13 protein-coding genes and 1 riboswitch are annotated in these 14,367 nt (G+C 46.6%); of the genes, 8 read left to right on the forward strand and 5 right to left on the reverse strand.

All coding sequences use genetic code 11. The annotated features are described in order from the left end of the window. Positions 1 to 227: 227 nt before the first annotated feature. Positions 228 to 339: riboswitch (TPP riboswitch) on the reverse strand. A gap of 111 nt (positions 340 to 450) precedes the next feature. From ACFI6L_RS07970 to hemC, 4 genes are all read right to left on the reverse strand, one after another. Then, entirely contained in the window at positions 451 to 1,626 is a 1,176-nt protein-coding gene (locus ACFI6L_RS07970) for a heme biosynthesis HemY N-terminal domain-containing protein (protein WP_462573740.1), read from the reverse strand. Next, complete coding sequence (locus ACFI6L_RS07975; protein ID WP_239302038.1) at positions 1,623 to 2,795, reverse strand: uroporphyrinogen-III C-methyltransferase; 1,173 nt, start codon at positions 2,793 to 2,795, stop codon at positions 1,623 to 1,625. The genes ACFI6L_RS07970 and ACFI6L_RS07975 overlap by 4 nt, the downstream gene beginning before the upstream one ends. Further along, complete coding sequence (locus ACFI6L_RS07980) at positions 2,796 to 3,527, reverse strand: uroporphyrinogen-III synthase (RefSeq protein WP_287498062.1); 732 nt, start codon at positions 3,525 to 3,527, stop codon at positions 2,796 to 2,798. Positions 3,528 to 3,590: 63 nt separating this feature from the next. Further along, positions 3,591 to 4,529, reverse strand: a complete 939-nt coding sequence (gene hemC / locus ACFI6L_RS07985; RefSeq protein WP_014947801.1) for a hydroxymethylbilane synthase — start codon at positions 4,527 to 4,529, stop codon at positions 3,591 to 3,593. A gap of 196 nt (positions 4,530 to 4,725) precedes the next feature. Between hemC and ACFI6L_RS07990 the strand changes: the two genes are divergently transcribed. Next, complete coding sequence (locus tag ACFI6L_RS07990; protein ID WP_014947802.1) at positions 4,726 to 5,787, forward strand: GGDEF domain-containing protein; 1,062 nt, start codon at positions 4,726 to 4,728, stop codon at positions 5,785 to 5,787. Positions 5,788 to 5,982: 195 nt separating this feature from the next. Here the strand turns inward: ACFI6L_RS07990 and ACFI6L_RS07995 are convergent, their stop codons facing one another. Beyond that, complete coding sequence (locus ACFI6L_RS07995; RefSeq protein WP_462573741.1) at positions 5,983 to 6,654, reverse strand: alpha/beta hydrolase; 672 nt, start codon at positions 6,652 to 6,654, stop codon at positions 5,983 to 5,985. Positions 6,655 to 6,861: 207 nt separating this feature from the next. On the opposite strand from ACFI6L_RS07995, the gene gmk reads away from it, so the two are divergent. From gmk to ACFI6L_RS08030, 7 genes are all read left to right on the forward strand, one after another. Next, the gene (gene gmk, locus ACFI6L_RS08000) at positions 6,862 to 7,503 is read left to right on the forward strand and encodes a guanylate kinase (protein WP_014947804.1); all 642 of its coding nucleotides are present in this window, start codon (positions 6,862 to 6,864) and stop codon (positions 7,501 to 7,503) included. Positions 7,504 to 7,672: 169 nt separating this feature from the next. Further along, a complete protein-coding gene (gene rpoZ / locus ACFI6L_RS08005; protein WP_014947805.1) occupies positions 7,673 to 7,945 on the forward strand; it encodes a DNA-directed RNA polymerase subunit omega in 273 nt (90 codons plus the stop codon). A 142-nt stretch (positions 7,946 to 8,087) separates the two neighbouring features. After that, positions 8,088 to 10,199 carry a bifunctional GTP diphosphokinase/guanosine-3',5'-bis pyrophosphate 3'-pyrophosphohydrolase gene (gene spoT / locus ACFI6L_RS08010; RefSeq protein ID WP_462573742.1) on the forward strand — a complete coding sequence of 704 codons (2,112 nt, stop codon included), beginning with the start codon at positions 8,088 to 8,090 and terminating at the stop codon, positions 10,197 to 10,199. A 24-nt stretch (positions 10,200 to 10,223) separates the two neighbouring features. Beyond that, positions 10,224 to 10,610: a RidA family protein gene (locus ACFI6L_RS08015; protein WP_014975316.1), complete on the forward strand. Its 387-nt coding sequence runs from the start codon at positions 10,224 to 10,226 to the stop codon at positions 10,608 to 10,610. A 3-nt stretch (positions 10,611 to 10,613) separates the two neighbouring features. Next, the gene (gene trmH / locus ACFI6L_RS08020; RefSeq protein ID WP_014975317.1) at positions 10,614 to 11,321 is read left to right on the forward strand and encodes a tRNA (guanosine(18)-2'-O)-methyltransferase TrmH; all 708 of its coding nucleotides are present in this window, start codon (positions 10,614 to 10,616) and stop codon (positions 11,319 to 11,321) included. 194 nt (positions 11,322 to 11,515) lie between these two features. Further along, a complete protein-coding gene (gene recG / locus ACFI6L_RS08025) occupies positions 11,516 to 13,588 on the forward strand; it encodes an ATP-dependent DNA helicase RecG (RefSeq protein WP_462573775.1) in 2,073 nt (690 codons plus the stop codon). After that, positions 13,581 to 14,366, forward strand: coding sequence for a class I SAM-dependent methyltransferase (locus ACFI6L_RS08030; protein ID WP_075177646.1), 786 nt, complete (start codon positions 13,581 to 13,583; stop codon positions 14,364 to 14,366). The genes recG and ACFI6L_RS08030 overlap by 8 nt, the downstream gene beginning before the upstream one ends. The last annotated feature ends 1 nt before the right edge of the window (position 14,367 follow it).

Consider the following 14,367-nt stretch of genomic DNA (forward strand, 5'->3'; position numbering starts at 1 on the left):
GAAGGAGAATACAAAGTGGAAGTGTAGAGGGAAACAATCCCGTTACTTTAGCGAGATTGTTGGTAAAGGTTCTGGTGATTGCAGCCCTTTACACCGTTGATGTTGACTTGGCGATAAACTTGAACAGTTTACCTTGAGTGACGAGCAGCACCGGAATGGGTGTGTCTGTATCATCAACAGCAAAACAACTTCGCTTCACAACGCTAAACCACGGTTTAACATTGTGCACATTGTATTTTCTTGTTCCCTTCGCAGGTATTAGCCTGATCAGGTTCTACGGATCCCACTTTCGCGGTCTCAGCTTACTGGGTTACCAGTGAAGCACTCCGACAAGTTGTTTAAGTCAATTCGGGTTGTTGTTGAAACAACCCGAATTGAGAATTCCTTTTTACTATATCTTCAATTTTACGGGTAATACAAGTACTACCAGAAAGCTAAATGAATATTCATCTAGCTGGCTAGCTGCTGACCTTCCTTGTAAAGCTGAAGTGCAGTGGCTGTGTCGTGCTTGCGTTCGCTAATTGCAGACAGCAGCAATAAGTCTTCTTTGCGCGACTTCATTTTAGTGGCTTTAAGCAGCGCTTTTTCCGCCAACACATCATCGCCTGAGTTAAATGCAACTTGGCCTAGCGTGGAGTATAGCGACACGTTTTCTTCGTCTTGCTTTATCCAGCTTTCAAGCAGTCGTAGTGATGGCGATGCATCAGGAATATTAAGCTGCGTGAACAGCGGAAACAGGGCGCTATTCGGGCCACGTTTTTGCCATTCAACTAGCAAATTCTGTGCGTCGGCATGCATACCTTGGTCAAGCAACTGTTGAATGTAAGCCGCGCGGTAAGCATCGTCGTGACGAAGCTTGCGGGGTAGGGTTTCCCAATATGATTTAAGCTCGACAGCGCCTTGTTTGCTGGCAATTTCGGCAAACTTACCTTTGGCGATGCGCTGGCTCCATGCGGTGTAATCCGCTTTGGGCAATGCTTTACGCCAGCCTGACAAATTCTCCTGAAGTACTTGCCACTTACCTAACTTGGCAAGAATTTGCGCTTTCAACTGCACAACCTGCTTGTTTTCACGGTCTTGCTCGTCAAGCTCGTTAAGTTTCTCTAGTGCCGCATCGTATTTTTCTTCAGCCATATCAATACGCGCGTGCATGACCGTTGCGGATACTTTTGCTTTTGGAAAATCAGTTGCCTGAACAAGGAAATAACGGGCTTTGGCTAAATCGTTATTGGCAAAAGCAATTTGCGCTGACGCCAAATAGTTAACGCCTTCGAAATCGCCGTTGGTGGTTTTGCTTAGCGCCTTTTGAGCCGTATCAAAATCACCTGCAGCCATTGCGTGTAAGCCGTCGTAAAACGCACGCTTACGTTTGCGCTCACCCAAAGTGCCGAACCATTTATGTGAACCTGTGATCAGGCTTAACGCCCACAATACAAGTCGAGATAGTACGTACCAGGCAATGACGGCACCTATCACTAAAATACAAAAGCTAATCACCGTCATTTCAACAGCGGTATTACCCAGTGATATGAGTACGTAGCCCTTATCGCCTAACAACATCGGGCCAACAATTAGTGCAACAACGAATGCGGCTAATACCGCAAGGGCAATAGCTAACCATTTCATAGTGCACTTGCTCCTTGTCCGAACACCTGTTTAACGCGGCTATCCAATAGACGCTCTAGCGGTTTTTGTGACGCTAGCTCTGTAGGTATTGGGCGCGATACATCGGTAGCAATGAGGTTTTGTAGTGCATCTACAAAGCCCGTTACTTGGCTTTTTTCTGTGTCGAACTTTTCAATAATTAACGTTTGAGCGTATTGAAGCGACTGGCTGTAAAGTCCTGCATCGCCCTGAAGCGCGGCAGTTTGCGCGTGCATAAGCTGCAGACGAAGTTGTTCTTTTGCTAAAAACTGCGCTTCCAGTGAAAGCACTGGTTCAACCGGGCCTTCAATGGTTTTTATGGTAAGAAAATCGTTCACCAGTGAACGCCACACTTTTGCAAGGTTCTCCTGCCAGTCGTCAGCTGACTCCGATAAGATCGTGTCTTCTGCATTGGCGTCTTGTGGTTTTTCAAAGGTATCAAGTGGTAGCTTATCTATTTGCGCTATCATGCCTGTAAGCGCAAGGGCTACGGAACTTTGTGATACAGGGTTAAGCTGTTGAAGTGTTTGAATATCTTCTGCAAGGTTTGCGCGAACCGGAAGTACCGATGGGTCGGCCAACGACTTTAAGCGTTTATCTGCGTTAACTAGCAGCAAAATTGCTGTGCGTACGTCGTTTTCTAACCAAAGCTTTCTGCCTGCCATGCGAACTAAGTAATCAGCTTCAGCAATGAGCCAGTCTGCCGGGCGGCGACCTTCCATATTGTTTAGTTGTTCAAGCGTCGATTCAGCTTGCAGCGTCAGCTTTTCGTTTTGCGCTTTTAACTCGGCTACCGTGCTTTCTAACGTCTGGTTGGTGCGAGCTACTTTGTCGATAGAGGCAACAAGACCAGCGCGCTCACGCTCAATAGTGTTTAGCTGAGAGGTCGTCGTTTGAAGTGCAGATTCAGAGTCCTTGCTTGCCGACTGTTGCTGCATGTAATACCAGTAACCTGCGCCAGCCATACCAAGCACAATAAGGAAAAGGATGATTACAACAAACCACAGTAGACCATTTCCCGACGATTTCTTTTTAGCAGCACCCGACGATGTTGATTCACTGTGCGTGGCAGAAGATTCGATAACGTCTTTTTCAGCTTCCACTTTCACGAGTTCCTCTTTTTGTGGGCTACTTTCATTGTTGTTGGCCATTCAATACTCCCAGTTATCCTTTACCCAGGCGATGAGTGCCTGATCGGTGGCTCGCTGACAAACCGCTACCTCTTTAATGCCTTGGCTAGTGAGGGTTTTGGCAATTCGATCGCTCACTGTTAACCATTTAATAGATTTAAGTGCTTGGCCAAATTGCGCAATTAGTTGCAGTGCCATTGCTTCGCTTGTAGCGATAATGCCGCTAACTTCGCCCATTTTCCACCGTTTTGTGTAAATTGGGCTTGTAAGTTGCTCTCTTTTATAAACGCAAAAGCTATTAACTAAAATACCTTTTTCGTCTAATCCTGTGGCTATGGCGTCGCGCCCACCTTCACCCTTAATGATAACGACATGCTGACAGTTTGCCTCATTAAGTTGGTGCATTGCCAGTATACCTTCGGATGTATGGGCTTCGGGAATAGCAACCTGCGCCGATGAAAACGCCTGAAGTCCCGCTTGTAATTTTCGTGCAGTGGCATCGCCCACAGCTATGATCAATGGTGATTCGTTAGCCGTTTCGCGTAAGCCTTCAATAACGGTGTCTACAGCATATACGCTGGTAACAACAATTGCGTTTACTGCATTTGACGCTAAAAATTCTGCAGCAGCTTTTCTTTCAGACGAAATATCAATGATGTTAGACGTGGCAACGCCTACCGCGTCAATTCCGGCTTTTTCAAAGGCAGAAGCGCTTGCTTTTAACTTTGGCAGTGGGCGTGTAAACAGCAACATACTATCGAATTTTCATCCTTTTATTTTACTGCGTAAACCTGCACGCATTCGACAAACTATAACTTAGTTATAAAGCGCCTTTAAGATTTCACCGGCACCTTGCTCAAGAAGGGATTCCGCTACTTCAACACCAATATCTGCGGCTTTTTCTCGCGACGCTGTAGCAGAAGCAAAGAGCAGTTCTGAACCATCTGGCTTACCAACCATACCGGTTAGTGTCAGCACATCGCCATCAAGCGTGGCAAAGCTACCAATAGGTACTTGGCAGCCGCCTTCCAATCTCTCGTTCATGGCGCGTTCCGCAGTAACGCGTGTATTAGTGTCTGTATGGTTCAGCGCCTGTAGCAACTTAATTAGCTCTTCATCGTCGTTACGGCACTCAATACCTACGGCACCTTGTCCAACGGCGGGTAGTGAAATATCAGCGGGTAACGGCATGCGAATACGAGATTCCATTTCAAGGCGAATAAGGCCAGCAGAAGCTAAGATAATGGCGTCGTACTCACCTGCGTCTAGCTTGGCTAGACGAGTATTCACGTTTCCGCGCAGGTCCTTGATTATAAGGTCAGGGCGATACTTGCGAATTTGGCACTGTCTGCGAAGGCTAGACGTACCTACTACTGCGCCCTGGGGCAGGGCATCTAAACTGTCGTGATTATTTGAAACAAAGGCGTCGAACGGGTTTTCTCGCTCACAAATAGCGTGAAGGCCAAAACCTTCAGGAAATTCGACCGGTACGTCTTTCATAGAGTGCACGGCTATATCGGCACGGCCTTCAAGCATGGCAATTTCAAGCTCTTTTATGAAAAGTCCTTTACCACCAATTTTCGCCAGAGGTGTATCTAAAATTTTGTCGCCCTGCGTGCTCATAGGCACAAGCTCAACGGTCATTGACGGATAATGCTCCAACAATTTTGCCTTCACATACTCTGCTTGCCAAAGCGCTAAAGCACTTTTTCTAGTAGCAATTCGAACGGTGCGGGTAGTGTTGAGGTGACTCATGGCTATTCCAAACTATATAAAAAGAAACTAAAACGATGTATCACATAACGTCATACGATATACCCCGTAGTATACGCATTTTCTGTATTAATGTTTGAAATTAGGCGCAGTTTTCTCCTTGGTTATTATTGAACATTCAGTCTATGCTGAAAGGAATAATGGTTAATTAGTTTTAAATGCGGAGATAAGTCTTTTTATGGACAGTTCGTCGTTGCGTCAATTACTTAGAAGTGCTCAGCAAGATGAAGCGGAAGCAAAACGAAGGCGCTTAACGCTATATTTCATATCTTATGTTGGTGGCACCATTATGGCGTTTATGGCGTGGATCAACATGGGTACAAACAATCCATTGCTCGTTGGAACGCTGGCGGGGTCAGCTGCTTTTGTGTACGCCAATGTGGCGTTATCCCATATGTTCCCTCGCGTCGATGTCTTCTATTATTTAGCAGGCTTAGTGGTAGCATTCACCATAAACGGCTTGGTTTATACCGGCGGGCTCAATAACACTGGGCTTTATTTTATTTTTCCCCTGCTTTTTATTCAGATAGTTGTTGTGCGTTTCAAGCCCGCCATGGTTTACGTAGCAGTAACCATGGGTATCGCTATTTTTATGCTCTACAATCAAGAAAAAATAGTGGCTGAGTACCCAGCAGAACATGTTTCCCGTTTCCTAATCGCCACGTTCTGTTTCATTTGCGTCGCCTTTATAGGTGAAAATTTCTGGCATCAAAGTAGAAAAGAAATGCTGCGTGAAAATCTAGAGCGCATGCGGCAGGCTAATACCGATCCGCTTACAAAACTTCCTAACCGGCGATTCCTTGAAGCTGTTTTTTTTGAACGCGCAATGCAAGATCCCGGTGCTCATTTCCCTTTAAGTGCGGTGGTGGTAGATATTGACCATTTCAAAACAATCAACGATACCTATGGCCACGATATTGGTGACGAAGTGCTTATACACATCACTCGCCTAATGAAAGAAGCAGTAAGAACTACTGACGTGGTGGCAAGAACCGGTGGTGAAGAGTTTTTGGTTCTATTCCCTCATGCAACGTTGAGCCAAGCGGTAAAATTAGCGGAAAAAATGAGAAAGGTGATTGAAGCTAATCCGTTTGTAGAGGGTGATGTTAATCACTCCATAACCGCAAGCTTTGGTGTAGCCACAGCGCTTACTGATACAAACTTGCACGCTTGTTTGAAGCAGGCCGATGACAATCTTTACAAAGCTAAAAATGCGGGGCGCAACAGAGTCGTCGAATAGTTATTGGAATAAACGCGAAATAAAGAAGAGACGGAAGGCGCAACTTTGCAATCGATAGACGTGTACCCACTTACGCTAAGAATAAAGCTGGCTTTTGTTGCGTCACCAGCTTTCTCTTTTGTTCAAATACTAGGGCCTGTTGGGTTTTATTATATGAACGTAATTTGCAGCAAGGGCCAACAGGCTCTTAAGGCATTACCCTAGAACTTTTTGAAGCCACGCACTTATGTCGTTAAGCTCTTGCATACAAACATTGTGCTGCATAGTGTAAGTCTGCCACGTGGCATTAAAGCCACTTTCGCTCAGCGTTTTGAACGCAGCATTGCCCATAAATACCGGCACCACTTCGTCTTGCTCACCATGTGCCATCATAATTGGCGTTTCGCGGTTTGTGTCTTTTGCTTCGCTTCCAAGAAGTGATGGCTCGCATATATAAGTAGATAGAGCGATAACACCTGCAAATTTATTGGCATATCTAGGTGCTAAGTGCAGAGCAATAACACCGCCTTGAGAAAATCCTGCAAGTACAATACGTTCGCTAGGAATGCCACTTTCAATTTGTGCTTCGATAAGCGCTTCTACCTGAGCAGCCGACTCTTTTACACCCTCTAAGTCCGCACGGCTTTCAAAATCTAACGATTTGATATCGTACCAAGCGCGCATTCTCATGCCGCCATTGATAGTCACAGGGCGTTCTGGAGCGTGAGGAAAGAGAAATTTAACCGCCATTGATTCGGGCAGTTTTAGCTCGGGCACAATAGGCGCAAAACCATGGCCTGAATCGCCAAGACCGTGAAGCCAGATAACGCAGGCATCAGGCGTAGTGGATGGGTTTATCTCTACGCACGGCAGAAGTTGCTGAGTCATGCTTTATTTCCTAGTTTTGGGGTCAGAGTACATTTAGGGCCAGAAAAAGTACTCTGACCCCATTAATTTTTGCTGTGGTAACCCATCGGCATAAGCTTGATAGAATGAACCAAGTTTTCACTATGCAATGAAAGGTACGGCACAACCGCTTAATATGCTATCATTGCCACTTGAAATCACCACATTTTGAAAGAATTTTAATACCCTATGGCTTCACTACTCGGCAACTTATTCATTCTTGCAGCTCCTTCTGGAGCAGGAAAATCAAGCCTTATAAAGGCGCTAATGGAAAAGTATGAAAGCAATACAGCTACGCCAATGCAGGTGTCTGTATCTCATACAACACGTCAACCTCGTCCGGGTGAAGTCGACGGCGTGCACTACCATTTTGTGAGCCGAGAGCAGTTTGAAGCGCTGATTGAACAGGGTGTGTTTTTTGAATACGCAGAAGTATTTGGCAATTATTACGGCACATCCCGCGTGACGATTGAACAAACTTTGCACCGTGGTATTGACGTATTTTTAGATATCGATTGGCAGGGCGCGCGCCAAGTCAAAAAGCTTATGCCAGACACATGCGGTATTTTCATTCTTCCGCCTTCACTCGACGTGCTAGAGCAGCGTTTAAATAATCGCGGTCAAGACAGTGAAGAAGTCATTGCAGGGCGTATGGCACAAGCTGTAGCTGAAATGTCTCATTTCAATGAGTTCGATAGCGTAATTATTAACGACGACTTTGCGACTGCATTAAACGATTTGGAAGCCATCGTTACAGCACAGCGACTTCGCACGGGAAAACAACAAATGCGCCATCAAGTGCTATTGGACGAACTGCTCGGTAGCGCGTAAGCTTAACTTAACAATACGTGTTTTGTTTTAGCATCGAACGATCGCTGCATAAATTGCATGATCTGACTGCTTCAAATTCAAACAAAACGCTAGGATCGCGCTACGTATCTGTGTATACTACGCGGCCGTTTTTTGAATAACTTGCTCAACCTAATTTTCGGAGAAATACATGGCTCGCGTAACTGTAGAAGATGCCGTAGATAAAATTGGTAACCGCTTTGACCTAGTGCTTGTTGCTGCACGCCGTGCACGTCAAATTGCCACTGAAGGCAAAGATCCTATGGTTGACGTTCAAAACGATAAGCCAACTGTTACAGCACTTCGTGAAATTGAAGAAGGTTTGGTAACGGCTGCTACGCTTGAACAAGCAGAACTTCAAGCTCAAGAGCAGCAAGAACATGCTGAATTTGCATCAGTAGCAAACATCCTATCTGATCAATAAAACCTCTTTTTAACGGTTTTATCGGTATTTTAGCGCCAGTGCTTTGAAAAAAGCACTGGCGCTTTGCTTTTGGCGTATTGGCTTCTCGCACAATTAAACGTATTCTTAGGGTTGTAACGTTAGATAAGGGTCACGCTTCACCGTGTATTTGTTTGAAGGTTTAAAGCAGAAAGTTTTAGAGTACTTACCAGCCGACCGCGTTCAGTTGGTACAAGAATCTTTTGTGCTTGCGCAAGAAGCGCATGACGGACAAATGCGTTCAAGCGGCGATCCGTACATTACTCACCCAGTTGCCGTCGCCGGTATTTTGGCTGACATGCACCTTGATCACGAAACGATCATGGCGGCACTCCTTCACGACGTTATTGAAGATACCCATTACAGCAAAGAAGACTTAGCCGAAGCTTTTGGCGATACCGTTGCTGAACTGGTAGAAGGTGTTAGTAAGCTAGATAAACTCGCGTTTAGCACTAAACAGGAAGCGCAGGCGGAGAACTTCCGTAAAATGATGATGGCCATGGTGCAAGACATCAGGGTTATTCTTATCAAGCTTGCTGATCGCACGCACAACATGCGCACGCTCGGGTCATTACGACCAGACAAGCGCCGCCGCATTGCGCTAGAAACGCTAGAAATCTACGCGCCAATCGCCCACCGCTTGGGTATTCACGACATTAAAAATGAGCTTGAAGATTTAGGTTTTCAGGCCATGTATCCTATGCGTCATCGCGCACTAAAGTCTGCTGTGCGCCAGGCCCGCGGTAATCGTAAAGAGATTATCGAAAACATTCGCGAAGAGCTGAACACTCGTTTAGACGCCTACCAAATTGAGTCGAATGTATTGGGTCGCGAAAAACACTTGTATTCCATTTACCGCAAAATGAAAAACAAAGAACTTATGTTCAATGAGGTAATGGATATTTATGCGTTTCGCATCGTTGTTCAATCGGTAGATAACTGTTATCGCGCCCTTGGTGCTATGCATGGGCTGTACAAGCCTATTGAAAACCGTTTTAAAGATTATATCGCTATCCCTCGAACCAACGGCTATCAGTCGTTGCATACGTCATTAATTGGCCCGCACGGCATTCCTGTGGAAATTCAAATTCGAACCCAGGAAATGGACCAAATGGCAGACAAAGGGGTGGCGGCGCACTGGCTTTACAAAGAGCCTGGCGATAATGGCACCACCGCACAGCTTCGAGCGCGCAAGTGGATGCAAAGCCTGCTTGAGCTTCAGCAGTCGGCCAGCTCATCCTTTGAATTCATCGAATCGGTAAAAACCGATCTGTTCCCTGATGAAATTTACGTATTTACACCAGACGGACGTATTATCGAATTGCCGATGGGCGCAACCGCCGTTGACTTCGCTTATGCCGTGCACTCTGATGTGGGTAATACCTGTGTAGGTGTGCGCGTAGAGCGCAGAAACTTTAGCTTAAGTAAGCCGCTTGAAAACGGTCAAACCGTGGAAATTATTACCTCGCCGAAAGCGAAACCGAATGCAAATTGGCTAAACTTTGTGGTGAGTGCTCGTGCGCGAACGCGTATTCGTCAGTATCTGCGTAAACAGCATTCTCAAGAAGCGGTGAACATGGGTAACCGTATACTTCGTCATGCGTTAGGCAGCGTTAAACTAGACGATATTCCAAACGAAGATATCGAACGTGTGGTGGCCGAAACTAAGCATGCTAATTTCGACGATTTGCTAGTAGATATTGGCCTTGGTAACGAGCTAAGCGCAATTGTAGCGCGTCGTTTATTGGGTGAGAGCACAACTGACTTATCAGACAAGAAAGGTAATGTGGCTATTCGCGGCACAGAAGGCCTGCTTGTTCACTATTCTCGATGTTGCCATCCGATTCCAGACGATGAAATTGTAGCGGTATTGAGCCCCGGCCGCGGCATGACTATTCACCAAATTGGGTGTAATAATATTCGCAAGCTAACACGCGAAGAACCTCAACGCGTGCTGCCCATGCAGTGGGACGACAACCCGCAAGGCGAATTTAAAGCGTCATTGCGTATAGAGTTGTTTAACCATCAGGGCACACTGGCAACTTTAACGAACACCATTTCAGGGTGCGATTCCAATATCATTGGTCTGCAAACTGAAGAGAAAGAGAGTAATATCTACTTTATTGACCTTGAACTTACCACGCACAACCGTGTGCACCTGGCTCGCGTAATGAAGAAAATACGTACTATGCCGGAAGTTCAAAGAGTGTCTCGTCATAGTCAATCACGACACTAATTACTACATTATTTAGGAACTACTATGTCTAAGTCTATTATTCAGACCGATAAGGCACCTGCTGCTATTGGTACTTACAGCCAAGCGGTTAAAGCAGGTACTACCGTTTATCTTTCAGGTCAAATTCCTCTTGTTGCTGAAACTATGGAAATGGTTTCTGACGACTTTGAAGCGCAAGCTGTACAAGTTTTTGAGAACATTAAAGCGGTGTGTGACGCTGCGGGCGGCACTACAAACGACTTAGTGAAGGTGAACATCTTCCTTATCGACCTAGGTCACTTTGCAACGGTTAATGAAATTATGAGCCGTTACTTCACTAAGCCTTACCCAGCACGCGCAGCCGTTCAGGTGTCTGCATTGCCTAAAGGTGCACAAATTGAAATTGATGGTGTAATGGAACTGCCGGAGTAAGCCATGTCACCTGAGCGTTACCAGCGCATAAGACAAGTGCTGGAAAGAAGGCAAACTGATCTTACGGTTTGCCTTGAAAATGTACACAAGCCGCATAATGTATCTGCAGTAGTGAGAACCTGTGATGCAGTGGGTATTCATCGCGTTCACACCGTGTGGGAAAAGAAATACCAGTTTCGTCGCGGCACCGCTATGGGCAGCCAACAATGGGTGCGTCAAACCAATCACGATAATATCAACGACGCGATGGCTGAACTAAAAGGCCAAGGCATGCAGGTGTTGGTAACCCACTTATCTGATACCGCTGTCGATTTTCGTGACATTGATTACACCAAGCCAACGGCTATTTTGTTTGGTCAAGAGAAATACGGTGCCTCTGATGAGGCGAAAGCCGTTGCCGATCACGACATTGTTATTCCTATGATGGGCATGGTGCAGTCGTTGAACGTATCGGTAGCCGCAGCGCTAGTACTTTACGAAGCCCAGCGCCAGCGTACTATTGCAGGTATGTATAACACCCAGCAGTTACCAGAAGAAGAGTGCCAAGCATTGGCCTTTCAAAATGGTTACCCGCGTTTGTATAAACTTTGCCAACGCAAAGGTTTGCCTTTGCCTGCTATTAACGCCATTGGTGAAGTGGATGCCGACGATAGCTGGTGGAAAGAAATGCAGATCACAAAAGCAGAAGCAAACGCGCTCGAAGCCGACTAAGGCTTAACGTATTGGTTTCGCTTTTACTTTTGCCCTCACTTGCATAGGGGCCAGCGTGAAAAACTGGCCTAAAGCGTACTCGCCAACCCCTCAACAATCCTTTACACTTCTTTTCTTATAACACATTGAATAACACCAGTTTGTGTCTATTCAAAGGTTAAATAATTAATGTTTCAAAAGAAGGATGTCGCTTGATGCAAGCACTGGCCACTACACCCATTACTGCGCTTAAAGGCGTAGGCGCAAAGGTGGCAGAAAAGCTCAATAAAATAGGCTTGTTTACCCTTCAAGATATTCTGTTTCATCTCCCTCATCGCTACGAAGACAGAACCCGGATTTATAGCGTGGCAGAGTGCCGCCCGTTTACCCATGTAAGCGTGCAGGGCGAGGTAATGAGCGCCGACATTCAGTATGGAAAGAAGCGCATGCTAGTGGTTAAGCTTAGCGACGGTACGGGTACCATAACCTTACGCTTTTTCCACTTTGGTGCAGTGCAGCGGTCTATTATGACGCCGGGAAACACGGTGCGGTGTTTCGGAGAAGTGCGTACTGGAAAGTGGGGCATTGAAATGATGCATCCCGAATTTAAATTAGTGGATGAAGACGCGCCACCATCAGAAGAATCACTAACGCCAGTTTACCCCACCACAGACGGTGTTAAGCAGTTAACCCTTCGCAATTTAACTGATCAGGCCTTAAAACTACTAGATAAAGGCGCGCTGGCCGACCTACTGCCCGACGGCATTTACGATGACCAAATTAGCCTTAATGAGGCGCTTCATTTGGTGCATCGCCCGCCACCCGATGTAGACGTACACGAAATGGAAGAGGGGCTGCACCCTGCTCAGTATCGGTTAATTCTGGAAGAGTTATTGTCACACCACCTAAGTGTGTTGAAAGTACGCAAGCTATCTGACGCGCAGCCCGGTATTCCTATTAAGGTGAATCAGCCGCTTATCGATAAAATGCTCGCTCAACTGCCATTCTCACCAACGGGGGCGCAGGCTCGGGTAGTGGAAGATATTCAAAAAGATATGCAGCACGCGCGGCCTATGATGCGCCTTGTACAAGGCGATGTAGGGTCGGGCAAAACCTTAGTTGCGGCACTGGCCGCGCTATCAGCCATTGGTGCAGGGTACCAGGTAGCGTTAATGGCACCTACTGAGCTGTTGGCAGAACAGCATGCCAATAACTTTCGTGGCTGGTTAGAACCACTAGGTATTGAGGTAGGCTGGCTTGCAGGAAAACTTAAAGGTAAAGCCCGTAACGAAGTATTAGCCCGCTTAGAAGCAGGTGACATTCAAATGCTGGTGGGTACTCACGCCATCTTTCAAGAGAGCGTGAACTACCAGCAGCTAGCGCTGGTTATTGTAGATGAACAACACCGCTTTGGTGTACATCAACGTTTGGCTCTGCGCGATAAAGGCGAGCAGCAAGGTCGCTACCCTCATCAGCTAATTATGACGGCGACGCCTATTCCAAGAACGTTGGCCATGACAGCTTATGCCGATTTAGACACCTCGGTTATTGATGAGTTGCCACCAGGCAGAACACCGGTGCAAACCGTGGTATTACCCGATACACGCCGCGCCGATGTAATTGAGCGCGTACGTCAGGCCTGTAAAGAAAACGGCCGCCAAGCCTATTGGGTGTGTACGCTTATTGATGAATCGGAAGTGTTGGAGTGTCAGGCAGCAGAAGACGCTGCGGTTACCCTTCGTACCGCGCTGCCAGACTTACACGTTGGTTTGGTACACGGGCGTTTAAAGCCTGCAGAAAAAGCGCAGGTTATGGCCGACTTTAAAGACGGAAAGCTGGATTTATTGGTAGCGACTACCGTTATTGAAGTAGGCGTAGATGTGCCTAATGCCAGCATCATGATCATTGAAAACCCTGAACGATTGGGTTTAGCGCAGCTTCACCAGCTTAGAGGCCGAGTAGGGCGTGGTGCGGTAGAAAGTCAGTGTGTACTTATGTACCAGAGCCCACTATCGAAAACCGCTACTCAGCGCCTTGGCGTATTGCGCGAATCTAACGACGGGTTTTATATTGCCCAGCGCGATTTGGAAATTCGTGGCCCGGGTGAATTTATGGGTACTAAGCAAACGGGAATGGCCGAGCTTAAAATAGCAGACCTAGTACGCGACGCCGCTCTTATCCCTAAGGTTCAGGAAATTGCCTATACCCTTTGGGACAAATACCCCTCTCACGCTCAAGCCATCATTAATAGATGGATAGGGCATAAGGAACAGTACGGTCATGCTTAATCATGTGCCTTTAATTATTTGTGATGACGCCAATAGGGATGACGCTGCATTAATTAGTGCAATCAGCGAAAAGTGGGGTTTTCCTGTTGTTAGCAGCAGTGAAAAGCCTAGCGAAGGCCTGTATTTGCAGGTACAAAACGGCGTGCTTGGACTTGCCGACGCAGGTGAGAAAAAAGTGAATCCGGTAGAAGTTGATTTTGCTTCGCCGGCAAGTTTGTATCGCAAGCAGCACGGCGGTGGGCGCAAAGAGCCCATTGTTAAGGCCATTGGTCTTAAAGGCAATGAAGCATGGCACGTAGTGGATGCAACGCCTGGGCTAGGTCGTGATGCCTTTGTATTGGTAAGCGTTGGCTGCAAGGTCACTATGATAGAGCGATCGCCCGTGGTTGCCGCCTTGCTTGAAGATGGTATTCGCAGATTAGCGCTTAGTTTTCCGGAACTTGCAGCTAAAATGTCGCTTCAACATGGAAATAGTGCTGAGGTAATGCAATACTTCACTGGTGAGAATGTGAACGCTATTTACTTAGACCCCATGTTCCCACACAAAAAGAAGTCAGCCTTGGTGAAAAAGGAAATGCGGCTGTTTCAGCAACTGCTTGGTCATGACCCAGACGCAGATGCGCTGTTACCGCCAGCACTAGAGCTAGCCACGCACCGGGTAGTGGTGAAACGCCCAAACAGTGCAGACGTGCTGGCAGGAATAAAAGCATCAATGGCTATTGAAAGCAAAAAACACAGATTTGATGTGTATTTGTGTCAAAAAAATCTAGGAGAGTAGC

The organism is Alteromonas sp. G4i35, from assembly GCF_054960375.1.

Coding starts and splice junctions, on each gene's coding strand:
- ACFI6L_RS07970 (WP_462573740.1), bottom strand. CDS start 1,626: ATGAAATGGTTAGCTATTGCCCTTGCGGTATTAGCCGCATTCGTTGTT.
- ACFI6L_RS07975 (WP_239302038.1), bottom strand. CDS start 2,795: ATGGCCAACAACAATGAAAGTAGCCCACAAAAAGAGGAACTCGTGAAA.
- ACFI6L_RS07980 (WP_287498062.1), bottom strand. CDS start 3,527: ATGTTGCTGTTTACACGCCCACTGCCAAAGTTAAAAGCAAGCGCTTCT.
- hemC (WP_014947801.1), bottom strand. CDS start 4,529: ATGAGTCACCTCAACACTACCCGCACCGTTCGAATTGCTACTAGAAAA.
- ACFI6L_RS07990 (WP_014947802.1), top strand. CDS start 4,726: ATGGACAGTTCGTCGTTGCGTCAATTACTTAGAAGTGCTCAGCAAGAT.
- ACFI6L_RS07995 (WP_462573741.1), bottom strand. CDS start 6,654: ATGACTCAGCAACTTCTGCCGTGCGTAGAGATAAACCCATCCACTACG.
- gmk (WP_014947804.1), top strand. CDS start 6,862: ATGGCTTCACTACTCGGCAACTTATTCATTCTTGCAGCTCCTTCTGGA.
- rpoZ (WP_014947805.1), top strand. CDS start 7,673: ATGGCTCGCGTAACTGTAGAAGATGCCGTAGATAAAATTGGTAACCGC.
- ACFI6L_RS08015 (WP_014975316.1), top strand. CDS start 10,224: ATGTCTAAGTCTATTATTCAGACCGATAAGGCACCTGCTGCTATTGGT.
- trmH (WP_014975317.1), top strand. CDS start 10,614: ATGTCACCTGAGCGTTACCAGCGCATAAGACAAGTGCTGGAAAGAAGG.
- recG (WP_462573775.1), top strand. CDS start 11,516: ATGCAAGCACTGGCCACTACACCCATTACTGCGCTTAAAGGCGTAGGC.
- ACFI6L_RS08030 (WP_075177646.1), top strand. CDS start 13,581: ATGCTTAATCATGTGCCTTTAATTATTTGTGATGACGCCAATAGGGAT.